The 23,438-nt window shown below is 64.3% G+C and carries 16 protein-coding genes; 11 read left to right on the forward strand and 5 right to left on the reverse strand.

What is annotated here, in order from left to right:
- The first annotated feature begins 123 nt into the window (after positions 1 to 123).
- Positions 124 to 1,956: an LTA synthase family protein gene (locus tag HRL51_RS01890; protein ID WP_172192217.1), complete on the forward strand. Its 1,833-nt coding sequence runs from the start codon at positions 124 to 126 to the stop codon at positions 1,954 to 1,956.
- Positions 1,957 to 2,020: 64 nt separating this feature from the next.
- Here HRL51_RS01890 and rfbB read toward each other — a convergent pair whose 3' ends face one another.
- Entirely contained in the window at positions 2,021 to 3,016 is a 996-nt protein-coding gene (gene rfbB / locus HRL51_RS01895; RefSeq protein WP_172192219.1) for a dTDP-glucose 4,6-dehydratase, read from the reverse strand.
- Between the two features lie 273 nt (positions 3,017 to 3,289).
- On the opposite strand from rfbB, the gene HRL51_RS11850 reads away from it, so the two are divergent.
- The 7 genes from HRL51_RS11850 to HRL51_RS01930 all read left to right on the forward strand — a co-directional run bounded on the left by HRL51_RS11850 (position 3,290) and on the right by HRL51_RS01930 (position 14,041).
- Positions 3,290 to 6,049 carry an N-acetylmuramoyl-L-alanine amidase gene (locus tag HRL51_RS11850; RefSeq protein WP_172192221.1) on the forward strand — a complete coding sequence of 920 codons (2,760 nt, stop codon included), beginning with the start codon at positions 3,290 to 3,292 and terminating at the stop codon, positions 6,047 to 6,049.
- A 167-nt stretch (positions 6,050 to 6,216) separates the two neighbouring features.
- The gene (locus tag HRL51_RS01905) at positions 6,217 to 7,992 is read left to right on the forward strand and encodes a rhamnan synthesis F family protein (protein ID WP_172192223.1); all 1,776 of its coding nucleotides are present in this window, start codon (positions 6,217 to 6,219) and stop codon (positions 7,990 to 7,992) included.
- A 50-nt stretch (positions 7,993 to 8,042) separates the two neighbouring features.
- Positions 8,043 to 8,885 (forward strand): NAD-dependent epimerase/dehydratase family protein, encoded by an 843-nt coding sequence (locus tag HRL51_RS01910; RefSeq protein ID WP_172119769.1) that lies wholly within the window; start codon positions 8,043 to 8,045, stop codon positions 8,883 to 8,885.
- Between the two features lie 62 nt (positions 8,886 to 8,947).
- Positions 8,948 to 10,828 carry a rhamnan synthesis F family protein gene (locus HRL51_RS01915; RefSeq protein WP_172192225.1) on the forward strand — a complete coding sequence of 627 codons (1,881 nt, stop codon included), beginning with the start codon at positions 8,948 to 8,950 and terminating at the stop codon, positions 10,826 to 10,828.
- Positions 10,828 to 11,913, forward strand: coding sequence for an acyltransferase family protein (locus HRL51_RS01920; RefSeq protein ID WP_172192227.1), 1,086 nt, complete (start codon positions 10,828 to 10,830; stop codon positions 11,911 to 11,913). Before HRL51_RS01915 ends, HRL51_RS01920 begins: the two co-directional genes overlap by 1 nt.
- Positions 11,910 to 12,779, forward strand: coding sequence for an ABC transporter permease (locus HRL51_RS01925; RefSeq protein ID WP_172119766.1), 870 nt, complete (start codon positions 11,910 to 11,912; stop codon positions 12,777 to 12,779). Before HRL51_RS01920 ends, HRL51_RS01925 begins: the two co-directional genes overlap by 4 nt.
- An 8-nt stretch (positions 12,780 to 12,787) precedes the next feature.
- Entirely contained in the window at positions 12,788 to 14,041 is a 1,254-nt protein-coding gene (locus HRL51_RS01930; RefSeq protein ID WP_172192229.1) for an ABC transporter ATP-binding protein, read from the forward strand.
- A 26-nt stretch (positions 14,042 to 14,067) separates the two neighbouring features.
- Here the strand turns inward: HRL51_RS01930 and HRL51_RS01935 are convergent, their stop codons facing one another.
- Positions 14,068 to 15,030, reverse strand: a complete 963-nt coding sequence (locus tag HRL51_RS01935; protein WP_172192231.1) for a glycosyltransferase family 2 protein — start codon at positions 15,028 to 15,030, stop codon at positions 14,068 to 14,070.
- Positions 15,027 to 16,178: a glycosyltransferase family 4 protein gene (locus tag HRL51_RS01940; protein WP_244960212.1), complete on the reverse strand. Its 1,152-nt coding sequence runs from the start codon at positions 16,176 to 16,178 to the stop codon at positions 15,027 to 15,029. The genes HRL51_RS01935 and HRL51_RS01940 overlap by 4 nt, the downstream gene beginning before the upstream one ends.
- A 79-nt stretch (positions 16,179 to 16,257) precedes the next feature.
- Between HRL51_RS01940 and HRL51_RS01945 the strand changes: the two genes are divergently transcribed.
- From HRL51_RS01945 to HRL51_RS01955, 3 genes are all read left to right on the forward strand, one after another.
- Complete coding sequence (locus tag HRL51_RS01945; protein ID WP_172192233.1) at positions 16,258 to 17,397, forward strand: glycosyltransferase family 4 protein; 1,140 nt, start codon at positions 16,258 to 16,260, stop codon at positions 17,395 to 17,397.
- A gap of 61 nt (positions 17,398 to 17,458) precedes the next feature.
- Positions 17,459 to 18,907: a sugar nucleotide-binding protein gene (locus HRL51_RS01950; protein WP_172192476.1), complete on the forward strand. Its 1,449-nt coding sequence runs from the start codon at positions 17,459 to 17,461 to the stop codon at positions 18,905 to 18,907.
- Positions 18,908 to 19,005: 98 nt separating this feature from the next.
- Entirely contained in the window at positions 19,006 to 20,346 is a 1,341-nt protein-coding gene (locus tag HRL51_RS01955) for an ArnT family glycosyltransferase (RefSeq protein ID WP_172192235.1), read from the forward strand.
- 170 nt (positions 20,347 to 20,516) lie between these two features.
- On the opposite strand, the gene HRL51_RS01960 is transcribed toward HRL51_RS01955, so the two are convergent.
- Together HRL51_RS01960 and HRL51_RS01965 are read right to left on the reverse strand one after the other, a co-directional pair.
- On the reverse strand, positions 20,517 to 21,455 hold the full coding sequence (locus tag HRL51_RS01960; RefSeq protein WP_172192237.1) for a DMT family transporter: 939 nt from the start codon (positions 21,453 to 21,455) through the stop codon (positions 20,517 to 20,519).
- A gap of 1 nt (position 21,456) precedes the next feature.
- Positions 21,457 to 23,259 carry an NTP transferase domain-containing protein gene (locus tag HRL51_RS01965; protein ID WP_172192239.1) on the reverse strand — a complete coding sequence of 601 codons (1,803 nt, stop codon included), beginning with the start codon at positions 23,257 to 23,259 and terminating at the stop codon, positions 21,457 to 21,459.
- Positions 23,260 to 23,438 lie beyond the last annotated feature (179 nt).

A 23,438-nucleotide genomic window follows, 5' to 3' on the forward strand; every position in this document is an offset into this window, starting at 1 on the left:
GACCCAGTCCGCGGCGCATCGCGAACGCGGGTAGGTCTCGCCGTCGTCGTGGGATAGGATCGCTCGGCTGCGTGTGGCCAGCGGTTGCCTGGCTCTCATCTTCCTCACCGGGTCTTGATTGATATGGCACTTCTTATCCAGCTGACCGTTGCGGCTTTGTCTGTTGTGCTGCTGTTCCCGCTCTTTCGGTTACGTGTCCCTGCCCGGGTGGCGCTGTGCAGGGCTGGGGTGGTGGCGCTCATCGCCTCGATCGTGGTCACCTTGGTACTGACTTTCGCGACGACCGACAACGAGGTGTACACGCAGAAGTACATGCCGTACCTCTTCAAGTACGCAGCCGCCTACACGGCCGTCTGGCTGCCGTTGTCAGTATGGACGCTGGCGCTGGGCGGGCTGATCCGGCTGCGTCGTGACCCGGACGCCCGTCCCGCATGGAAGAAGGCCGTGGGTGTCCTCCTGTCCGCCGGGGTGTACGGGCTCGCCGGACTGATGGGGTTTGGTGCCTACTGGATCCGCAGCTACTTCGGCGAGATCGACATTGATGAGGTCACCTTTGTCCTGGCGACCGGGCACGACCACTCGACTGCTGACTTGTCGACGCAGATCCTGAATTATGTGACCGCCCCAACCGTGTGCGCTGTCATCGTGGGCCTTCTTGTGGGTCTGTGGGACTTTGAGGTCGTGGTGCGGGGACGCCAGGGGCGAGAGCTCCGGTGGGCGGCGAAGCTGACCAGGCGGATCGCCGCCGTGGTGGGCGTAGCGGCGGTCGGTGTGACGGGTTCCTGGCTGGTACGCGTCGTTCCGGTTGGCGAGGTGCTGTTCCCACCAGCCGCAACAACCTATATCGAGGACAATTACGCCCCACCTACCGCAGCGAACGTGGTGTTTCCTGAGAAGAAGAGGAACATCATCCATATCTTCCTGGAGTCCTATGAGAACACGTTCTACGACGTCGCCGAGGGCGGCGCCATGGACGGCAGCCTCATGCCTGATATGGCGCAGCTGTCTGACGAGAACATCAGCTTCTCGCACACTGAGGTCAAAGGCGGTTTCTATCAGATTCCCGGCGCCACCTTTACCGTTGGCGGCATCGTGGCCCAGACCGGCGGCGTGCCCCTGAAGTCTCCGGTGCTGGGGGAGCACATACAGCAGTTCAACTTCCCGAGCTTCTCCATGATCGGAGATCTCCTCAAGGAGGAGGGATACACCACTGAGGTCATGATGGCTGCGAACGCCGACTTCGGCTCGAAGCGCGACCTGTTCAGTGAGCACGGGGACTTTCTGATCTTTGATCATGCCTATGCCCAGCAGCACGGCTACATTCCTGAGGGGTATCAGGTCTGGTGGGGCTACGAGGATGACAAGATGTATGAGTTCGCCAAGAGTGAGCTGTCGCGTCTGGCCTCGGCGAGCGAGCCCTTCTACTTCATGCTGGAGACCGCAGACACGCACTTCCCTGACGGCTATCTCTCGGAGGAGGTCACGCAGCGCCCGTATGATGAGCAGTTCTCGAATGTTGTCCTGCACTCGCAGAGGCAGGCCGTGGAGCTTGTCCGCTGGATCCAGGAGCAGCCCTTCTACGAGGACACGACGATCATCATCACCGGTGACCACCTGTCGATGGACGATCAGTACTTCGCCCGAAAGGACATCCCTTCCGACTACGGGCGCACAGTGCTCAATATCATTGTCAACCCGGCACCTGGCGTCGAGGCGGCCCGCGGTACGACGAACCGTCAGTTCACCTCGCTCGACCTCTTCCCGACCACCCTGGCCGCCGCGGGGGTCGAGATCAAGGGGGACATGCTGGGGCTGGGAGTCAACATGTTCTCCTCAACCCCCACTCTTGCTGAGCGTGACGGGATAGAGGTGGTCATGGAGAATCTCAAAGCGCCTTCTCGATTTTATGATGCGCGGCTCAGGCCTGAGATTCCCACCCTGTCAGGAGACGGGTAAGAAGCCGGGGCCGGCGCACACCGTGCGCCGGCCCCGAGCCCGTGGTGAGGCGTGAGTTGATGAGTCACTGCCCCTGGGCGGCGTACTTCGCCTCAACCTCGGCCTTGAGAGGCCGCCACCAGGCCTCGTTGGCGGTGTACCAGTCGATGGTGGCCTGAAGGCCGGAGCGGAAGTCGGTGTACTTCGGGGACCAGCCGAGCTCCTCGACGAGCTTGGAGTTGTCGATGGCGTAGCGCATGTCGTGGCCGGGGCGGTCGTTGACGTGCTCGTAGTCGTCCTTGTCGTAGCCCATGAGCTCGAGGATGAGCTCGACGACCTCCTTGTTGTTCTTCTCGCCGTTGGCGCCGATGAGGTAGGTCTCGCCGATGCGGCCCTTCTCGATGATGTCCCACACGGCGTCGTTGTGGTCCAGGACGTGGATCCAGTCGCGGACGTTCTCGCCAGCCCCGTAGAGCTTGGGCTTGACGCCGTCGATGAGGTTAGTGATCTGTCGGGGGATGAACTTCTCGATGTGCTGGTAGGGGCCGTAGTTGTTCGAGCAGTTGGAGATCGTGGCCTCCACGCCGAAGGAGCGGACCCAGGCGCGTACGAGCAGGTCCGAGCCGGCCTTGGAGGAGGAGTAGGGGGAGGAGGGATTGTAGGGCGTGGTCGGCTCGAACTTGGTGGGGTCGTCCAGCTCGAGGTCGCCGTAGACCTCGTCGGTGGAGATGTGGTGGAAGCGCACCTTGTGGCGGCGTACTGCCTCCAGCAGGGTGAAGGTCCCGACCAGGTTGGTGCGGATGAAGGGGGAGGGGTCCAGCAGCGAGTTGTCGTTGTGGGACTCGGCGGCGAAGTGAACGACGACGTCCGCCTCGGCGACTAGTGGGTCGACGGTGTCAGCATCGGCGACGTCGCCGACGACGAGGGTGACGCGCTCGCCCAGGTCGGCCAGGGAGCCCTTGTTACCGGCGTAGGTGAGCTTGTCCAGGACCGTGACCCTGGCGTCGGGGTAGCGCACGAGGGTCTGGTGGACAAAGTTGGCGCCGATGAAGCCGGCGCCTCCGGTGATGAGGACGTTCATGTACAAGCTCCCTGAACGATTGAGTACGGCAGAGCGGTGCCGGTCTGCCGCTTGACATGATGCCACAGAGGGCGGGCATGGTCCCGTAGTGGTGGTGGCAGGGCCGCACGGATACGTGCGGACAGGGGGAAATAACACTGCTGTATTTACGTGATCCTCCTCAATCCCCTGTCTCCTCAAGGCAATTGTCGGTATCGTTCCCGATAGCCTCACCAGTCACAGACATCTCATGTGTCCCATGAGTATACGTACTCATGTGCCGAAAGGACTGCCATGTCGGCGTCTCGCTATCTTCGTGCTGCAGTTGCTATCTCTATAGCGCTCGCAGGCATCGGGCAGGTTGATGCTGCTCAGGCCCACTCGGTGCCTGTGCATGCAGGGCCGGCACCTGTTCAGCTCCTTGAGCTGACAACATCTGGCGGCCAGACCACTGAGCTGGCATCCGCTGGCCTTGGTCAGGACCCGGTGGAGGCCTCCCGGGACTCGGTACCAGCCGGCACCACTGAGGGGCATGGCGTCGCGCCTGCGCGCGCCGTGGCACTGGCAGCAGCTACTGAAGCGCCCGATCTTGAACAGGATGCCGATCTCCTGACTGAGCCGTTGGAGGTCGACAGCTTCCTCGTCGCGGGATTCACCTGGACCGGTAGCAAGGACCTTCCGACAGGGACCCAGATCTACCTCAGGGCGCGGGAGAACGGGGTCTGGTCCTCGTGGTACCTCAATGAGACAGCCGACGCGGGCCCTGATGACGCACCTGGGAGTGGGGGGACCGACGAGTTCGTCACAGGCGGTGCTGACGCTATCCAGGCGGCCGTCGTCAGCGGGGGGAGGGAGCTTCCCGCGGACCTTACCCTGGCTCTGGTCCCGGCCCAGCCTGCAGGCCAGGAGGTGCTGTCCAAGGAGGATGTGACGACGACGCAGGCTGAGCCAACCGAGGTCGCTCCAGAGACGGCGGTTGCGCAGCCCCAGCCAGAGGATCGCCTGATGAACGCTGAGCAGTCCGCCGAGCCAGTCAGTCAGGGGGCTGCACCAGGTGGCGCCGTAGGCTCCATGGTGCCGGCGTCCATCAGTGCGGGCAGCGGGGTCACGCCTGGTCTTCCGGCTGTGCTCGCCGCGACGACGACGATGAACGGTCTACCGGTTCCCGTCGTCACGCGTGCGGAGTGGGGGGCCAACCAAGCCTCAATGACATGGTCTCCCACCTACGCCAATGCCGCTCATGTTGTTGTCCACCACACGGCGGGGACAAACAGCTACTCCGCGGCCCAGTCGGCATCTATCGTGGCGGCGATCTACCACTACCACGCCGTCGTGCTTGACTGGGGCGACATCGGCTACAACTTCCTGGTCGACAAGTACGGCCAGGTCTTCGAGGGGCGGTACGGCACCCTGTCATCGGCCGCCGGGAAGATGGTCGTGGGTGGACACGCTCGCGGCGCGAACACGGGCACCATGGGGATCTCCATGATGGGGAACTATGTCTCGACCAGCCCGACCGAGGTACAGCTCGACCGTGTGGGGAAGCTCGCCGGCTGGTTCCTCACACGTTCGGGCGTCACCAATGCACTGGCCTCTGCGCCCTTCACGATCCTGGCGACGGAGAAGTACAAGGCCGGGCAGGTGGTGGACCTGCCCAGGATCCTTGCCCACCGGGACGTCGGGTACACCCTGTGCCCTGGAGACATGGGGTACTCCAAGATGGGGCAGATCCGCGCCATCGCACAGTCTCAGATCCGCTCGGGTGGGGAGAGCGCCCCAACGCCCACACCCTCGATCCCCTCGTGGGAGCTGGATGGTGGACGATGGTATCTCCGTGGTGCCGATGGTGCTCACCTGACCGGCTGGCAGCGTGTTACGGGGTCCTGGTACTACCTTGCGCCGGGTTCTGGCGCGATGGTGACGGGTTGGCTCAACCAGGGTGGGACGTGGTACTACCTGGGTGCCTCGGGGGCGATGGCGACCGGGTGGGCCAAGGTTGGTGGCCAGTGGTACTACCTGGCCTCGTCGGGGGCGATGGCGACCGGGTGGGCCAAGGTTAGTGGCCAGTGGTACTACCTCTCGCCTGACAGCGGAGCGATGGTGACGGGTTGGCTCAACCAGGCTGGGACGTGGTACTACCTGGGCGCCTCGGGAGCGATGGCGACCGGGTGGGCCAAGGTTGGTGGCCAGTGGTACTACATGCTCCCCGGGGGATCGGCTGTGACGGGCTGGCAGCAGGTCGGTGGCACCTGGTACTACTTCAAGCCTGACAGCGCCATGGTCGTGGGCTGGGCCCAGATCAAGGGGCGCTGGTACTACTTCAACGCCTCGGGTCATATGGTCACTGGCTGGCTCGCGCTCAACGGGACCTGGTACTACCTGGGAGCCTCAGGTGCGATGGTGACGGGGACCCAGCAGATCGACGGTCGTTACAGCGTCTTCTCCTCCTCTGGTGCCTGGCAGGGCTACACCACCGAGGCCGCCGCCCTGGGCCTGCATGAGGTGATGAGCAAGCCGGTCCGCTCGCGCAGCACAACCATCTCCGCGATGGTGGCGGCCTACCAGTCCTCAGGTCGCACCTACCCCTCTGCTGCGCTGGCGGTGGGTGGGGCGCCCACGATCACCGGATTCGCCACACAGGTCTACGACGAGGCAGTCGCTGAGGGCGTGAGCCCCGAGCTGCTCTTCGTCCAGGTGGTTAAGGAGACCGGTTGGCTGCAGTTTGGTGGGGACGTGAAGATCGGCCAGTTCAACTTCGGTGGTCTGGGCGCCACCGGTGGAGGCAACCCGGGCAACAGCTTCCCGGATGTGCGCACTGGCCTGCGGGCCCAGGTCCAGCACCTGCGCGCTTACGCTGACCCCAGCGTCACCGCCGCGGCCCTGTCCCACCCGGTGGTGGACACGCGTTTTGCTTACGTCCGTAAGGGCAGCGCCCGCTACGTTGAGCATCTTGGCATCCAGGAGAACCCGAACCGTACCGGGTGGGCCATGGCCAAGGGATACGGTGCTGACCTGGTGGAGATGATGAGGACGTATTTCTCGCTCCTGGGCTGAGTCTGCCCCTCACCCCCATCTGCCAGGACCTGTCTCGTCCCCACAGGAGGCATGGTCGGCATCGGCTCAGAAGAAAGCGGGTGATAGCCTCGCAGCGGCCACAGGCAGCCGGCTCGCGCTGCCCATGTACCTGGTGGTCGGCTGTCTGTGGAGGCAGGAGACAGAGGATGCGGCGGACGGCGATCTATCTTTTCCACGATCCCCGGGGCATAGTCGAGGACTACGTCCCCCTGGCCCTGCGCAGCCTGCGTCCCTTCGCATCCCACCTGCTGGTCGTCGTCAACGGCGCCCTGACGGCTGCGGGACGCCAGAGCCTGGAGGCGGTGGCGGATGAGATCCTGGTCCGTGAGAACGAGGGGATGGACATCGGCGGCTACCAGGCAGGCCTGTCCCAACTGGGCTGGGAGCAGATTGGGAGTCTTGACGAGCTGGTGCTCGTCAACAACACCTTCTTCGCCCCGGTACGTCCCTGGGAGCCGGTTTTTGAGGCTGCTGCCGTACGGCCGGAAGCGTCCTTCTGGGGACTGACTGAGCACGACGAGATCCGTCCCCACCCCTTCCTGGCACGCCGGTCCATGCCCCGCCACCTCCAGTCCCATTTCCTGGCTGTGCGCCGCCCGCTGCTCAGCTCGCCGGATTTCCGCTCCTACTGGCAAACCATGCCCCCGATCCACAGCTATAACGACTCCGTGGCCTGGCACGAGTCCCGTTTTACCCCGCACTTCAACTCACTGGGATACGAGTCATTCGCCGTTTTCCCCTTGGAGGCTTTCTCGACGCCGAACCCCGTCATGGACGAGCCCGAGGCGCTGCTGGACGCCGGCTGTCCGGCCTTGAAGCGACGGGTCTTCTTCCACGACCCCGCCCACCTTGACGCCCGTGGCGTCTGCGGTGCGCGCCTGCTGCGCAGTGCGGCCCAGGGCGGGGTGGAGGAAGATCTCCTGCTGGCCGGGCTCGTGCGGACCACCGCCCCCCGCACCCTGCTGGCCAATGCCGGTCTCACCGAGGTCCTGGAGCCCTCGCCCCGCGGCGAGGCTCTGCCTGCCTGTCCACGCCCGGTATCTGTTCACGCCTTCCTCCCCTCTGGAGGCGATCCCCATGCCCTTACTTCCCGTCTACGGGATCTCCGGGCAGGTGGGAGCGTGGTCGTGTGCTGCGCCGACGGCGAGGCCTGCCATGCGATGGAGACCTCCCTTCGCTGTAACGGCGTGGAGCAGGCAGAGGTGCGGGCCGCCCGCTACCCCGAGGGAGGCAGCCTGCTCTCGCTCCTGCGTGACGCCCCGGAGATGGCGCAGGAGCCGGTGCTCCTGCGCCTGGCAGAGGCAGGGGAGGATGACCCCGTGGGGGACCCCCGTCTCCTGGACGCCGCACTCAGGCTGTTCGAGGCCCACCCAGGCCTGGGGGTGCTGGTGCGCTCAGCGCCGGTCCTGGGCTCTCGGGTCCTCGGACACGGGTGGGGTGAGGACCGGGACGAGGCGGCCACCCTGGCCCGCCGGGCTGGGATCGCCGTCCCGCTTGACGACTCCACCCCTGTATGGTCCTACGGCGGCTCGGTGCTGCTGCGGGCCCGCGGTCTGAGCCCGCTCCTGGGCCTGGATCTCACCAGGCTCGTGCGCGAGCATGGTGCCGGTGGTGCGGGTGCGCTCCTGGCACTGGCCGAGGTCAGCGCCGTCCTGGAGACGGGGCTGCACCACCGGCAGGTGGTCACGGCGGGGACGATCGCCGTTGACCATGCCCTCCTTGAGCACCGTTACCAGGCCCTGGCTGCGGTGCTGCCCGGTGACGTGGAGGAGCAGCAGCGCTACCTCGTGGCGTGCTGCGGCCCGCAGGCGGGGATCGGGACGATGCTGCGTCGGCAGATGGAGATGGCGGCTCCAGACCTGGCTGACCGCCTCAAACCCGCCTACCGCCGCCTGACCGGGTGGCTGCCGGGGCGGGGATGAGCCACGAGCCTCAGGAAGAAGGCGTGCCCGCCCTGCTACCATCTCGTGACATGGGTAAGTCTGTTCTTGTGACTGGTGCCGGCGGGTATATCGGTCGGCACGTCGTGACCGCGCTCCTGGACCGCGGTACCACAGTCACCGCTCTTGACCTGTGCTTCGACGGGGTTGATGAGCGGGCCAGGAGACTGACCCTTGACCTCTTCTCTGGGGACCCGAATATCTACGAGCAGATGGGGCGTCCCGACGTCGTCCTCCACATGGCGTGGAGGGACGGCTTCAGGCACGGCTCGCCAGCCCACATGGACGACCTGCCGCTGCACTACCACCTCATCGAGAACCTGTACGCCGGCGGGCTTCCGCAGCTGGCGGTCATGGGCACCATGCATGAGGTCGGTTACTGGGAGGGCGCGATAGACGAGCGCACGCCCTGCGCCCCCGCCTCGCTGTACGGGGTGGCCAAGAACGCGCTGCGCGAGATCTCCACCCTGTCCGCCCAGACGCACGACGCCGTGCTGCAGTGGATCCGTGCCTACTACATTGTCGGGGACGACAAGTTCGGCAGCTCGATCTTCTCTAAGCTGCTTGCGGCGGCCGAGGAGGGAAAGACCACCTTCCCCTTCACCACGGGCCGCAACAAGTACGACTTCATCTCGGTCGATGAGCTTGCGGCCCAGATCGCGGCCATCATCTGCCAGGACGCAGTCACCGGCATTATCAACGCCTGCACCGGTGAGCCGGTGACGCTCGCTGAGCGGGTGGAGCGCTACATCGCTGACAACCACCTTGACATCACCCTGGACTACGGAGCCTTTCCGGACCGGCCCTACGACTCTCCCGGGGTCTGGGGGGACCCGAGCAAGGTCCGCGCCATCCTCGCGGCGGACAAGAACTGATCCGGTCCGTGTGGGTGCCCGCCTAGGAGGCTGGGCGCCGCACCTCCATAAAGGACGTCTCAATGATTCTCGGTGACGCACCCCGGCGTCTGGGCATCTACTTCTTCTACGACGCCGACGGCGTCGTCGACTCCTACGTCGAGACCATGCTGGCAGACATGGTGACCAACCTTGACGAGCTGACGGTAGTGGTCAACGGTGCCTTGACTGACCAGGGCCGTCAGCTCTTTGAGCGCTACGCGAGCCGGGTCATCGTGAGGGACAACGTCGGCCTGGACGTGTGGGCCTACAAGACCGCGATGGACTCCTACGGCTGGCAGAGGCTGTGCGAGTTCGACGAGATCGTCCTGTTCAACGTCACCATCATGGGGCCGGTCTACCCCTTCTCCGAGATGTTCACCGAGATGGCCGGGCGTGACGTCGACTTCTGGGGGCCGACCTGGTTCCACGCTGTCCCTGAGGGATTCAAGAGCGAGGTCGATGAGGAGAGCCACCCACGTCATCTCCAGTCCCACTTCCACGTCTACAGGCGTTCGTTGGTCTCCTCCCAGCCCTTCCAGGAGTACTGGGACCACCTGCCCCTCATCAAGAACTACATCGACTCCGTCAGCCTCCACGAGATCCCCTTCACCCGCCGCTTTGAGCGCCTCGGATTCGTAGCCGACGCCTATGTGGACACCAGCGACCTCGAGGGATTCACCTACCAGCCCATCCTCTTCGCGCCCAAGACCCTCATCGCTGACAAACGCTGCCCGATCTTCAAACGCCGCTCCTTCTTCCATGACTATGAAGACACCCTGGACCAGTCGGTGGGCAACGCCACCCGGGAGCTGTATGAGTACCTGCGTGACTACACCGACTATGACACCGACCTCATCTGGGACAACCTGCTGAGGACGGTCAACCTGGCCGACCTCACCAAGAACCTCCAGCTCACCTACGTCCTGCCCACAGCCGCCAGGCAGGGTGAGGCTCAGCCTGGGCGCGTGGCCCTCATCATCCACATGTACTACATGGACCTGCTGCCGCAGATGCTCCGGTACGCCAGCTCCATGCCGGAGTGGGCCGATCTCATCATCACCGTCGGGTCGCAGGAGAAGGCGCTAACCATCCGACAGTCCACCCAGGGCCTGCCCCAGCGCGTCATCGTGCGGGTGGTGGAGAACCGGGGACGGGACGTCTCCGCGCTCCTGGTGGGGGTGCGTGACCTGGTCCTGGACTATGACCTCGTCTGCTTCGTCCACGACAAGAAGGTCCAGCAGATCAGCCCCTATTCCGTGGGTGAGGGTTTTGCGGTCCGGTGCTTTGAGAACATCCTGCCGACGGCAGACTTCGTGTCCAACGTCATCACCACCTTCCAGCGTGAGCCGCGTCTGGGGGTGCTGGCCCCCACCCCGCCCAACCACGCTGACTACTTCCCGATCTACACCTATGCCTGGGGGCCGAATATGCCCCGGACCAAGGAGCTGCTGTCCGGCCTGGGGGTCAGTGTCCCCCTGTCGGACGAGCAGGAGCCGGTGGCTCCCCTGGGCTCCACCTTCTGGTTCCGGCCCGAGGCCGTCCGTCCGCTGTTCGAGCGGCAGTGGCAGTGGGAGGACTTCGATCCTGAGCCTCTGCCGGTAGATGGGACGATCAGCCACGCCATCGAGCGCTCCTACTGCTATCTCGCTCAGGGGCGGGGGTACTACAGCGGCTGGCTCTTCTCTGACCGCTTTGCCCAGCTGGAACTGACGAACCTGTCCTACTACACCAGGCGCTTCACGGACACCGTCGCCCGTCGCTGGCAGGCGGGTACCGCACGGGAGATGTTGTGGACCGTGAGCTACGCCCTCTCTGCGCGGCAGATTGTCAAGGCTCGTGTGGGGAGCCTCATTCCCCGTCCGCTGCGCCCGGCGGCACGTTCGGTGTACCGGGCCGTCCGTCCCAGGCTGAGGAGACGTTGATGAGCGTTCCTGTCACTGCGGCCATGCCTTCCCGGCGCCCGCGCCTGTTCTACCTTGACCTAGTGCGAGCGCTGGCGACTGCCCTCATCGTGCTGACACACGTTAACAACCCCTATCTCTCCGAGGGCCGCTACCTGCTGACCAACCAGCCCTTCGGGATCTACGTCGGCGATCTTGGCGTCTCCCTCTTCCTCATCATCTCCGGTGCCGCACTGGCCTACACCTATCGGCGCCCGCTCAATCTACGCCGCTTCTACTGGAAACGGTTCAAGGGCATTTACCCCATGTTCTGGCTCGCCTGGGGCCTGGGGACCGTGTTCTTCTTCCTGGACAACGGCGGTGTCCCGCTCAATGCGGCGCCGGTCCGCTCCCTGATATGGACGGTGCTGGGGGTTGACGGCCTGGCAGCGACCCTTCATATCCGTACCGCCTACCTCCTGGGCGAGTGGTTCCTCGGGTTCATCATCCTGTTCTACCTGGTCTTCCCGCTCCTGCTGTGGCTCATTGAGCGCTTCCCGGTCCCAACCGCGATCGGGCTGGCGGTCGTGGCCGGGCTGACTCTGCTCATGATGCGCCAGCTCCCCTCTGTCCCCGGCTCGGTCGTGCTCACCATGCGTCTGCCTGAACTTGCATTCGGGATCTATTTCGTGCGCTACGTCAGACGTATCCACGTCACGGTGGCGGTGGCCTGCGCAGGAGTGCTGATGGTCTGTGGCCTGCGGCCGGGGCTCCTTCCCAAGGACGTGGCCACCGCCGTGGTTGGTACCGCGGCCTTTCTCATCCTGGTGTTCCTGGCGCGATATGTCGCGATCCCACCGGTGCGGGCTGTGGTGGGGTTGGTAGCCCGGTACTCCTACCCGATCTTCCTCGTCCACCACGTCGTTATCATCAAGGTCTTCTCCATGATGGACACCTCGGGCTTCCTGCCGGTTCAGCTCGTCATGTTGCTGGGGTCGGTCTGTGTCATCACCTTCGCGTTGGCAGTCGGGCTCGATCGGCTCACCAGCAGCGTGCTTGCTTTTATCGCCACCGCATTCAAGGACAGGCCCTGGTGGAGGCTAGGACCAGTTGGAGGTGAGTCATGACAGACGCTCGGACGACGACAGACGGTGACGACTGGCGACGGGTGCTGACCCTGACCCTTCGCATGACCCAGCGCTCAGTCTCCTCGGAGTTCAAGGGGACAGCGCTTGGTCGCCTGTGGTCCCTCATCAACCCCCTGGCGACCGTCATCATCTTTGCCCTCATCTTCGGCGTCGTGTTTCGGGGCACTGTTGAGCCGGGGCGCAACTCCGGTATCGACTCCTTCGCCCTGTGGATCGGTATCGGGGTCCTGTGCTGGAATTTCCTCTCCTCTGGCGTCATGAATGGCATGAATGCCCTCATCGCGAATGCCGGTCTGCTCTCCAAAGTCTACTTTCCGCGCCAGGTGCTCGTTTACTCTGCTGTGCTTGCGCTCGCTGTCGACTTCCTGTGGGAGCTTGTGGTCCTCGTCATCATCGCGATGGTGGCAGGAGGACCTGGCATCGTGGTGGTGCTGCCGGCCCTGCTGCTTGTCACCGTGCTGACTGCTGTGTTCTCGACTGGCCTGGGTCTGATCCTGTCGGTCGTGACGATCTATTTCCGGGATGTCAGCCACCTGTGGCAGATCTTCAATCAGGTGTGGATGTACGCCTCAGGAGTGGTGTTCTCCTTGTCCATGCTGGACACCGTCCAGAACCAGCTGTTCGAGAAGGGGTGGCATATCCGCGGTGAGCCGATTCCGCTGACCACGCTCTTTCGCCTCAACCCGGCTGAGACCTACCTCGAGGCATTCCGCTCCTGCCTCTATGACTTTGCTTTCCCCTCCCTCCCGGTCATGACGGCATGCGTACTATGGGCCGTGGGGATGTTCGTGCTGGGGACCGCGTTCTTCCGCAGGCACGCGGCACGTATCGTTGAGGAGCTCTGAGACAGACTATGGCACCCGCAGCGGTGAGCATTAGCAACGTCTCCAAGCGTTTTAGGGTCTATAAGAACCGGAACCAGTCCCTCAAGGGCGCCTTCCTGCAGCGAAGCCGCGGGACGCACGAAGACTTCTGGGCGCTGCGGGACATTGACCTGGAGATCCCGGAGGGTAAGACTTTCGGCCTGCTCGGGCACAACGGCTCGGGCAAGTCCACGCTGCTCAAGTGCATTGCCAAGATCCTCACCCCTGACTCCGGCTCCATCACCTCCCGTGGCCGCATGGCGGCCATGCTTGAGGTCGGTTCAGGATTTCATCCCGAACTCTCAGGTCGTGAGAACATCTACCTCAACGGCGAGATCCTCGGTATGAGCCGTAAGGAGATCGATCGTAAGTTTGATGACATCGTCGACTTCTCCGGGGTGGGCGCCTTCATTGAACAGCCGGTGAAGAACTACTCCTCGGGCATGTACGTGCGTCTAGGTTTCTCCGTGTCCATCCATGTTGAGCCTGACATCCTGCTGGTGGACGAGGTCCTGGCCGTGGGGGACCTCGACTTTCAAGAACGGTGCTTGGGGAAGTTCGCTGACTTCCGGCAGGAGGGGCGGACGGTCATCGTCGTGTCTCACGGGCTGGAGCAGATGCGGACCTTCTGTGACCAGGCAGCCTGGCTGGACCGTGGCACGCTGCAGGGGGTGGGGCCGGCCGCCCCCTTGATCGACCGCTACTCAGCCCTGGCGCACGGTGCTGAGCCCGTGTCTGGGGGCGGTATTCGTTTCGGCAGCGGGGAGGCACAGATTGAGAGGATCGAGGTACTTGACGCCCGGGGGCGGCCAGCACACGGTTTCCACGTCGGTGAGGAGATGACACTCCGGCTTCATTACCGCGCTCATGAGGAGCTCTGCAAGCCAGTCTTTGGTGTGTCCGTGGACACCAAGGACGGTCAGGTGGTGTGGGGCCTGCACGGTCTTGATGCTGGCTTCCAGCCCGCCCGAATCCTCCCGGGGGAGGGCAGTGTCGATGTCCACATCCCAAAGCTGATGCTTCGACCCAACACCTACGTCGTCCAGGCCTCCATCCAGCCGCCGCACCTGACGACCGTCATTGATGCGTTGCAGCGCTCAACGGGTTTCGAGGTCCTTCCTGGGCCCTTGATGGAGTCTGGGGGACTGGTAGCCCTGGGGGCGTCGTTCGGCAACCTCATGCCGCCAGCGCCTTTGGCGCAGACCCCGGTACGTGAGGCCCCCACCCAGGAGGGGCCCGCCTAGGCCCGCCGTCGCAGGGGTCTGGCGGGTTACCCACGCGGGTGCTCGCGGTGAGCAAGCATCACCACGGCTTCTCGCAGCCCCTGCGCCACCGGGCCGCGCAGCCCTGTCCGCATGGCCCGGACGGTGGTGCGTACCAGTGCCCGGTACAGGACGCGGCGTGGTGCGTGCTCGGCGGCCACAAGGATCCGGTTGCGGGTGTTGACCCGGATGAACATGGGGCTAGAAGTCCCCGACGACGCCGCGTGCTCATGGTGGACGACGGCCTCCTTAACAAATCGCACGGTGTAGCCATGCTCACGCAGGCGCCAGGACAGGTCGGTGTCCTCGTAGTACATGAACAGGTCCTCGCGGAAGCCTCCGAGCGCGGTCCACACGCTGGTCCGGATCGCGCAGGCCCCGCCGCACAGCCCAAAGACGTCTGGCTCGGCCTCCAAGGACTCAAGCGGTTCCAGCCATGAGCGGTCGTAGCCGTTGCCCGAGGCGTCCACGATGTTGCCCGTGGAGTTGACCAGCACCGTGCCCAGCCCCTGCGCCTCCTCATGCGTGCTCACACGCCTCCAACGATTCCCGTCCAGGTCCGTCAGCGCCTCCTCGCGCGAGGAGGCTGGGACCCAGCGCCCAGACAGCACCATGAGCGCGGTGGTCGCGCCGACTGGTGAGGAGGCATCAGCCAGCGGGGCCACCAGGGCGTCCAGGAAGCCGGGCTCAGCGACGGCGTCGTTGTTGAGCAGGACGAGCACGTCCTGGCTCGTCCCTGCCGCACCCGCGTTGACCCCGGCCCCGAAGCCGAGGTTCACCTCGGTCTCTACCACGCTCAGGCCTGCCTCGCGCAGGCGCTGTGCGGAGTCGTCACCGGAGGCGTTGTCCACCACGACCAGTGCGTCGCCCTCATGCAGCTGTGGCAGGAGAGAGTGGCAGGCCCGGATAGTGAGCTCGGGCTGTCTCCAGTTGACGACGACGGCCCTCACGCTCGGGCGCCGCCCGCTCACCGCAGGCCTCCCACCAGCGCCTCGTACACGGCTGTGTGGGCCGCTGCACAGGCTTGCCAGGTGAAGTCTCCGGCACGGGTACGGCCAGCCTCGGCCAGGGTGTCATGCTCCGCCCCGACGGCCACGGCCAGCTGGCCTGCGATCTCCTGCGGGGAGTCGGGGGAGGCCAGCAGGCCTACGTCGCCGCAGACCTCCTCCATACAGGTGCCCCGGCTCGTGACCACCGGGGTGCCGTAGGCCATCGCCTCGAGCACCGGCAGGCCGAAGCCCTCCCAATGAGAGGGGAAGCAGAAGGCGCGTGCCCCGCTGTAGGCGGCGGCCAGATCGTCGTCGGACAGGCGTCCCAGTACGTGGACCCGGCCCGTCAGGGCCGGTGGCAGCGGACGGGAGGAGGAGTCCTCGCCCCAGCCCACCGGTCCAACGAGCACGAGGTCAAGGTCCGGGTGGTCGGGGGCGAGAATCTCAAAGGCCTGCAGCAGCCCTTCGAGGTTCTTACGGGGCTCGCGCGTGCCGGTCCACAGCACGTACTCGTTCGTCAGACCGTGGACTGAGCGGAAGGCGCTGATGGCTCCGGAAGGGAGCGCTCGCCTGCGCACCCCGTGAGGAACCACCTCCAGATGACGCGCCTCGATCCCTGCCGCTATGCAGTCGTCAGCCGTCGCCTGGGAGGGGACGATGATGACATCGGCCAGGGCGCGGGTCCGCTCCAGACAACGGCGGAAGTAGGAGTCGCCATGTCGGGTGAAGTGCTCCGGCGAGCGCAGGAAGGCGAGGTCATGGACCGTGACAGCCAGGGGAAGGCGAGTTCCGGGAACCGCCCAGGTCGTGGCGTGGACCAGGTCGGCGCCAGGGACCAGGTGCTCAGCCCGTGGATACCCCAGGTGGTTCCACGCCTCGTACAGGGCCGTGCGGGGCAGTGGGCTGCGGGCCACCGCCATCGACCTCGGTAGACCGAGCTGGGTGGGGGAGGGCTGGTCGGGGTGCCGGGCGGCCAGGCCCGCCAGTTGCGTCCCCTGACTGGCCAGTGCTGTGGCGAGCTCACGGATGTAGGTTCCTGACCCGCCAGGTACCGGCTGCCACAGCTGCTCGACCACCATGACGATCCGGGGGCCGTCTGGCCGGGGCAGGGCCGGTTGCTGCGCGTCCATAGGACCAACCCTAGGCTGGCCGGCAGCGACAGGGCTGGATATCCCCAGGTGGCGGCAGTGCCCGGCTACCCTCGGTACCATGAAGGTCCTGCTTGACGCCACCGCGATCCCCGCCAACCTGGGAGGGGTGGGGCGCTATGTTGACGATCTCGTTCCCGAGCTCATCGCCCAGGGAGTGAGGCTGTCCATGGCGGTCCAGGAGCGCGACGTCAAGCACTTCCGTGTCAAGGTGCCTCAGGCCCGACTCTTCCCTGTCCCGGCCCGGCTGACCAACCGGGGTCTGCGGATGGCGTGGGAGCAGACCGGGCTGCCGGCCCTGGTGCGGCGGATCCGCCCCGACGTCCTCCACTGCCCGCACTACACCTATCCAGTCCTCCACGGCGTGCCCGTGGTCGTCACCCTCCATGACGCCACCTTTTTCTCCCATCCTCAGGCCCACACCCAGGTCAAGCAGGCATTCTTTACCCGTGCTATCGCCCGGGCTGTGCGTGGCGCTGACGCGCTGGTCGTGCCCTCGGCCGCGACCCGGGACGAGACCCTGCGCTACGTGGCGGGGGACCCGGCGCGCTTCACCGTGGCCTACCACGGGGTGGACACGTCGGTCTTCCACCCTGTCGATGACGCCGAGCGTGCCCGGGTGGCGGCCTCTTTGGGGTTGACGGGGCAGCGGTACATCGGGTTCCTGGGGACCCTGGAACCGCGCAAGAACGTCCCGAACCTCGTGCGTGGCTGGGTCCAGGCCTTCCGCGACGATCCTGAGCCCCCCGCTCTCGTCCTGGCCGGTGGCAAGGGGTGGGACGAGCAGATTGATCCTGCCCTGGCCGAGGTACCCTCCCACATGAGGGTGCTGCGTCCGGGATACCTGCCGCTGGAGGACCTTCCGGGCTTCCTCTCTGGCTGCGAGGTCCTGGCCTACCCCTCGATCGCCGAGGGCTTCGGTCTGCCGGTCCTGGAGGCGATGGCCTGTGGCGCGGCCGTGCTCACGACCCGCCAGACCAGCCTACCGGAGGTCGGCGGCCAGGCTGTGGCCTACTGCGGGCTGGAGGCGGAGGCGATCGCGCGGGCACTGGTGGAGCTGGACGCGGACCCTGTGCGTCGTGCCGGCCTGAGTCGAGATGCCCAGGCCCGCGCCCTGAGCGAGCAGTTCACCTGGGCGGCCTCAGCACGGGCGCATGTGGATGCCTACGAGGTGGCGCTGCTGGCTCGGGGGCGGGTCTGAGTGCCTTAGAGTAAGCAAGGAGTAACAGGTGGCGACGCCTTCGCACACACGGATGGAGATCATGCACGACCTCACCAAGCCCCTCGGTGTGGAGAGCACGCCGATTCCCGGCTTCCTGCGTATTGACCTGACTGTCCACGGGGACAACCGTGGGTGGTTCAAGGAGAACTGGCAGCGGGAGAAGATGGTGGCCCTGGGGCTGCCGGACTTCGGCCCGGTGCAGAACAACATCTCCTTCAATGACGAGGTCGGCGTAACCCGTGGTATCCATGCCGAGCCTTGGGACAAGTTCGTCTCGGTGGCCACTGGCCGGGTCTTCGGTGCCTGGGTAGACCTGCGTGAGGGACCTACCTTCGGCACGGTCTACACCACTGAGATCGATCCCACCGTGGCCGTCTTCGTGCCCAAGGGGGTGGGCAATGCTTACCAGACCCTGGAGCCGGGTACTGCCTACACCTATCTGGTCAATGACCACTGGTCGTCGCAGGCGCACTACACCTTCCTCAACCTGGCTGATGAAACCGCTGCAGTCCCGTGGCCGATCCCGCTGGACCAGGCCATCCTCTCGGACAAGGACAAGGCCCACCCACGCCTGGCTGAGGTGGTGCCCTTTCCGGCCCCACAACAGCAGGGACGCAGGGTACTGGTCACAGGGGCGGGTGGCCAGCTGGGCCGTGAGCTCATGGCCCAGCTCCCGCTGGCCGGGTTCGAGGCTACTGGCGTGGACCTGCCCGACCTGGACATTGCCGATCGTGCGCAGGTCGAGGCGATGGACTGGTCGCGGTATGACGTCATCATCAACGCGGCCGCATGGACCGCGGTAGACGCCGCCGAGACCGCCGAGGGCCGTCCCCAGGCATGGAGGGCCAACGCGACCGGCCCGGCCAACCTCGCCCGAGTCGCCGCGGCGCGTGGGCTGACTCTGGTCCATATCTCGACCGAGTACGTCTTTGACGGGACACATGAGCCACACCGGGAGGATGAGCCTCTGAGCCCGCTAGGTGTCTACGGCCAGTCTAAGGCCGGCGGGGACTGCGCGGTGATGGCAATGCCTCGGCACTACCTGGTTCGGACAAGCTGGGTTGTGGGTGATGGTAAGAACTTCGTGAAGACCATGGCCTCGCTTGCCGAGAAAGGCGTGCGTCCAACGGTCGTGGAGGATCAGACTGGCCGTCTGACTTTCACCTCAGATCTGGCAGCAGGGATCATCCACCTGCTAGAAGCTAAGGCTGACTACGGTGTTTACAACCTCTCTGGTGAAGGGCCTGTGGTCTCTTGGTGCGACGTCGCGAAACGGGTCTACGAGCTAGTTGGGCATGACGCGGAAGAGATCACTCCAGTCACAACTGCGGAGTACTACGAAGGTAAGGTGGGGATTTCTCCAAGACCCCTTAAGAGTGCCCTGGACATCTCCAAGATCAAAGCCCTGGGTTTCATGCCTGGCAACTCAATGAAACGACTTGAAGATGAAATTCACGTCATTCTTAATTCCAGGGGGACGGAGAAGTGAGTGCTCCGATGGTGATGGATGGTGAGAGGGGGAGCGAGAGAGGTAGTGTAGTCGGCCGCCGGGTTGCGGGTGAGGGTTTGCGCGCTTATCGGATGAGGGTGTCGCTATTCCTTTCTTGGGCGGTACAGCGTTTTAAGAGGCTGCCCACAGTATTTCAGGTCTCCCTGGTCGGGTTGTTTTGGATCGGGGTTTCATCCATCTATGGGTGGCATTTCATCTCCGAGCATATTCCGTTTTCTAATCAGGATGAATATACGTATGTCGACTATGTAGAAAAAGCGTCGCGAGGAATCCTCCTGCGGCGCAACATGCTGATTGACCAGTATACTGCGAATGAGCTCTCGTGCAGGGGGATGGAATTCGTCGGGCACGTGGTCGGAGAATGTGGGGTAGATGTCCCGATCGACGAGCTGCCGATCGGTGGTTACTCGTCGGGAACCATTCATTCTCCGCTCTACTTCTGGATTACTGCAGGAGTAAGCAAGGTCGTCATGTGGATTACGGGGGCCGGACTCATTCCTGCAGCGAGATTTACGGGTGCGATCTGGCTGGGGGGCGGCGTTGCGACAACCTACTACCTCCTGCGTGAACTAGGGGGTACGAGGGCTGCATCCGTCAGTGCTGCCATTCTTCTTCTGGTAAGCCCTCAGGCGTGGTGGTCTAATTTCTATGTTACGCCCGATGCCTTCAATATCCTTGCTGGCGCCTCGATAGTCTTGGCTGCGATAAAGTTTGATCGCGGAAAGAGCGGCCCTTGGTGGTTTATTTTTCTTTCTGTTTTCATGTCGCTCATCAAGTTTCAAGAGGTTTTCATCTCGATCACCTGTCTGGTGTACTTCGTGCTAAAGGTGATTGTCCTGGAAAGGGGTCGTTCGAGCCGGAGCCGTCATCTTGTGGCGTACGCAGGGGCCGGAGTTTTTCTGGGGGTCGCGGCACAGTTCTCGTGGCAGTGGTTCAGAATGCGATTGTCTTTGCCGGACGTGCCGGGCTGGGACTATCCCTTGGATGCGCCGGCTCCTTTTAACCTGCAGCAGGCGCTCGAGCAGATCCCGGCATTCATGACAAATTTGTATGCGGGTCCGGTGTCGATTATGCGTAGCCAGCTTTATATTCATGCGCATGTCAAGCTTGCGTCGATGCTTGTTGTCGCTGCCCTGATTGCGGCAGCCATCTTCCCTGCACGGATCTCCCGGGCTGATCGCGTTTTCGTTCTTTCGATGCTGATTAGCCTGCTTAGCCTTGGACCTCTGTTCTACTCCTATATCGCCCTGTCTTCCGATACTGCCTTCCATCTTCCCCCACGTTATGGTGGTGCATTGCTGCCTGTCTTGTTCGTGGGGTTTCCGTTCATCGTTCGAGGGCGACGGCTTGAGGCTGGCGTGCTTTTGTTCTCAATTTTGACCGCTGTCGTAGCCTACTACGGCAATTCGTACAGCTGATCTGGGATGATATGTGCTGCCGTTCGTCTCAGATGCTGACGAGGTAGGGTGCCCGATAGTCTTGTGAGGACGAGAGTGACTGTGCTACGTCCTCACAAGAAGCTGGGCCCCTGCGGGACGTCATGCGGCGTCTGGTGCCGCCCTGTGCTGACAGCGTCACCGAGAGTGGCCTAAAGGGTCTGGCGCACCCGTGAGGGCCGCAGGTCCTGCCACTGGGGGGTTGCTGCCAGGACGGTGCAGATGAGGATCGCTACGCAGCAGACGACCTGCAACGGCGAGGGTACGGCGTGCTGGAGAAGAAAGGCGAAGATGACCGCCCAGGCGGAGTAAGAGATGTTCAGGGCCATCCCACGCGAAGCGCCGATGGTGTTGATCGCCTTGTAATAGAAGAGGTAGGACACGGTGCCCGCCAGGCCTGCCAGGGCGATGACGCCGGCAGCAGGGGTGGTCACGGTTTCCAGTGTGAAACCGAGGGCGCCTCCCAGCGGGGCTAGGACCACGAGGTAGACCAGCGCGGAGGTGGTCTCACGCAGCTGGAGGGCGGTCTCGTTGTCCACCGCGTCGTCCCGCATACCCCAGGCCAGGATGACGGCCTCTGAGCCCCAGCCAACCACGCAGGTGAGGGCCCCAGCGATCCCCAGGGGGGCCGATCCCGGAACCTGGGCCCCGGAGGAGGACCAGCCGACCAGCACGACGGCCCCCAGGGCGGCCAGGAGCGCCAGCACCTGGCGCAGGCGCATCCGCTCCTTGAGAAGCAGCGCCGCCAGGGCCGTGCCCACCGCAGGGTAGAAGGTAGAGATGATCGCGGTGTAGGCCGGGCCGATGTTGTCGATCGCGATGAGGTAGCCCGACATCCCCAGCGGACCACCCAGCAGCGCCGCACCCATGACGGCCTTGCCGCTGCGGGTGGTGGCCGCGGTCAGGGTGTGGCGCAGGCGTCCCCTTACCCCCATGTAGACCAGGAGGATGAGGGCACAGGCGACGTCGTGCAGGACTGCGGAGGACAGCGAGGCCTGGCCGGCTCCGAGGAAGGGGGCCATGAGCAGGGCGATGCCCAGGACCACCGTGTCCAGCCCCCACAGGGCGCCGCTGAGAAACCCGTAGCGCACCTCAGTCCTCCGTGTCCTGGTCTGCTGCGCCACCGGCGTAGTCGGCCAGCAGTCGGTCCACGTGGTCCACGGCGTGGCGGTAGTAGATGAACAGCCACTCGCCGACGTCGTCCCCCTCAGACTCCTTGAGCAGAGCCCACACGTACCAGCACCAGCCAGCGAAGACGACGTAGGACCAGAAGTGGCGGCGCTCGGCTCGGGTGGGCTGGTGACCGAGGTAGTGGGCTAAGGCGCGCTCGGCCTTCTCCTGGCTCAGCTGCCCGCACACCACCATCGTCCCGAAGTCACCCGCCACGTCGGACATCCCCGCGTACTCCCAGTCGATGAGGTCAATGTGGGAGTTGGCGGAGACGAGGAAGTTGAGCGGGAAGAAGTCGTTGTGGCTGGGGACCTGGGGGAAGCCGTCGGCGTCGGCCAGGTCCTTGAGGGCCAGGACCTTCTCGCGCAGCTCCGCGTAGCCCGGCACGTCTACAGGGCCCGCCTGCTCCAGGAGGGACTCGTAGCGCAGCCCTTCGGTCACGAAGTCGAAGGAGCGCGTCAAGGTCCGCCCGCTGGAGTGTAGACGCCTAGCCAGCTCCATGGCGCCGGTCAGCTCGGTGTCGTCGTCAACCTCCAGGTTGTGGGCGTCGGGGACGAAGCGGGAGATCTTCCACCCGGCAGCGGGATCCCCAGCGAGGAAGGTGTGGTCCAGGCCCAGGTCCCGGGCCATCTCGAGCGCCTCCAGCTCGGCGCTGCGGTCGACGATCTTGTCCGTGCCGATCCCGGGGTGGCGGTAGACGTACTCTTCCTCACCAACGGTGAAGTGGCATGACAGGTTCGTAATGCCCTGTTTGAGCGGGTAGAAGTCGCGGATCTCGGACTTGGCGCAGCCCAGGGTGGAGGAGATGACGTCGAAGACCTCGGAGTCCACGTTCTCCATGAACTTCGGGTCGAAGGAGCGCAGCTCGTCCACGGAGTCGAACTCGTTGATAACGCCGTCGGGGTAGCGGCGGATCACCATGTCCAGCTCCTTGACGTGGTCAAGGTAGATCGACTCCCACAGCAGCGGCTCGGTCTGGGGAAGGTGGTAGACCTCCTCAAGAATCTGGCGGAAGCGCTGGGAGAAGGCGCGGTCGAAGTAGACGTGCCCGAGCATGGTCCAGGCGTCCGCCCCGCCGATGGTGGCGCCTGTGATCCGGTCTCCCGCGCCGGTGCGGATGCACCACTCCGAGGTGGTGCCCTTGGCGTACTGCGCGGAGTAGTAGGCCTGGTAGACGTAGGACTCGAAGGGGTTGGCGGTGAAGTAGTCGTCTGAGGAGCAGATGTAGGTGTTGCCCAGCATCTCGCGTACCCGCCACAGGGAGCCGTTGTTGTTGCGGGTGAGGTAGTCGTCATTGATGACGATCTGCACGCCGAATTGCTGGGCGAGGTAGAAGAAGTACTCCTTCTTGTAGCCCACCACCACGGTCACGTCAGTGATGCCAGCCTCGTGGAGCTGACGGATCTGGCGCTCAATCAGCACCTCCCCACGGACCTTGAGGGTGCCTTTGGGGCGCTCATAGGAGATCGGGGCGAAGCGTCGGGACAGGCCTGCGGCCATAATGACGGCGTTGTCGACCTTGTACGGGGCCAGAGCCTGCTGTCCGTCCGGGGTAAGTGCCTTATCTGCGATCAGTCCGAGAGCCTCAAGCTCACGCACCGTGGTGTTGACTGAGCCCAGGGACAGGCCGGTCGCCTCATGGAGGCGACGCTGCGTGAGTGGGCCGCCAGAACGTAGAAGGGCGTGTAGGACCTCGAACTGTGGCTGTGTGAGCGGAGAGGGCATGGCGGCACCTTTCGTTCAGGAGTGCAACTGCTTCATCCGCGTTCGATTATGTGCTGATTTTAAGAAAAAATGAACAAGCGTTGCTGTCATCTTCGTCTCAGTACTCTGGGCAGGATGACGTCTGGGATACCGGGTTGCTGGGTCTGGGGCACTCGTCAATGGTGATTCCCGTGGCACGC

It is taken from the genome of Actinomyces faecalis (genome assembly GCF_013184985.2).
Taxonomy (GTDB): domain Bacteria; phylum Actinomycetota; class Actinomycetes; order Actinomycetales; family Actinomycetaceae; genus Actinomyces; species Actinomyces faecalis.

What these genes read in the sequence shown, in the direction of transcription:
- HRL51_RS01940 (WP_244960212.1), bottom strand. Translation starts at nt 16,178, where the DNA reads ATGGACGCGCAGCAACCGGCCCTGCCCCGGCCAGACGGCCCCCGGATC.
- HRL51_RS01950 (WP_172192476.1), top strand. Translation starts at nt 17,459, where the DNA reads ATGCACGACCTCACCAAGCCCCTCGGTGTGGAGAGCACGCCGATTCCC.
- HRL51_RS01920 (WP_172192227.1), top strand. Translation starts at nt 10,828, where the DNA reads ATGAGCGTTCCTGTCACTGCGGCCATGCCTTCCCGGCGCCCGCGCCTG.
- HRL51_RS01905 (WP_172192223.1), top strand. Translation starts at nt 6,217, where the DNA reads ATGCGGCGGACGGCGATCTATCTTTTCCACGATCCCCGGGGCATAGTC.
- HRL51_RS01925 (WP_172119766.1), top strand. Translation starts at nt 11,910, where the DNA reads ATGACAGACGCTCGGACGACGACAGACGGTGACGACTGGCGACGGGTG.
- HRL51_RS01915 (WP_172192225.1), top strand. Translation starts at nt 8,948, where the DNA reads ATGATTCTCGGTGACGCACCCCGGCGTCTGGGCATCTACTTCTTCTAC.
- rfbB (WP_172192219.1), bottom strand. Translation starts at nt 3,016, where the DNA reads ATGAACGTCCTCATCACCGGAGGCGCCGGCTTCATCGGCGCCAACTTT.
- HRL51_RS01910 (WP_172119769.1), top strand. Translation starts at nt 8,043, where the DNA reads ATGGGTAAGTCTGTTCTTGTGACTGGTGCCGGCGGGTATATCGGTCGG.
- HRL51_RS01965 (WP_172192239.1), bottom strand. Translation starts at nt 23,259, where the DNA reads ATGCCCTCTCCGCTCACACAGCCACAGTTCGAGGTCCTACACGCCCTT.
- HRL51_RS01890 (WP_172192217.1), top strand. Translation starts at nt 124, where the DNA reads ATGGCACTTCTTATCCAGCTGACCGTTGCGGCTTTGTCTGTTGTGCTG.
- HRL51_RS01945 (WP_172192233.1), top strand. Translation starts at nt 16,258, where the DNA reads ATGAAGGTCCTGCTTGACGCCACCGCGATCCCCGCCAACCTGGGAGGG.
- HRL51_RS11850 (WP_172192221.1), top strand. Translation starts at nt 3,290, where the DNA reads ATGTCGGCGTCTCGCTATCTTCGTGCTGCAGTTGCTATCTCTATAGCG.
- HRL51_RS01930 (WP_172192229.1), top strand. Translation starts at nt 12,788, where the DNA reads ATGGCACCCGCAGCGGTGAGCATTAGCAACGTCTCCAAGCGTTTTAGG.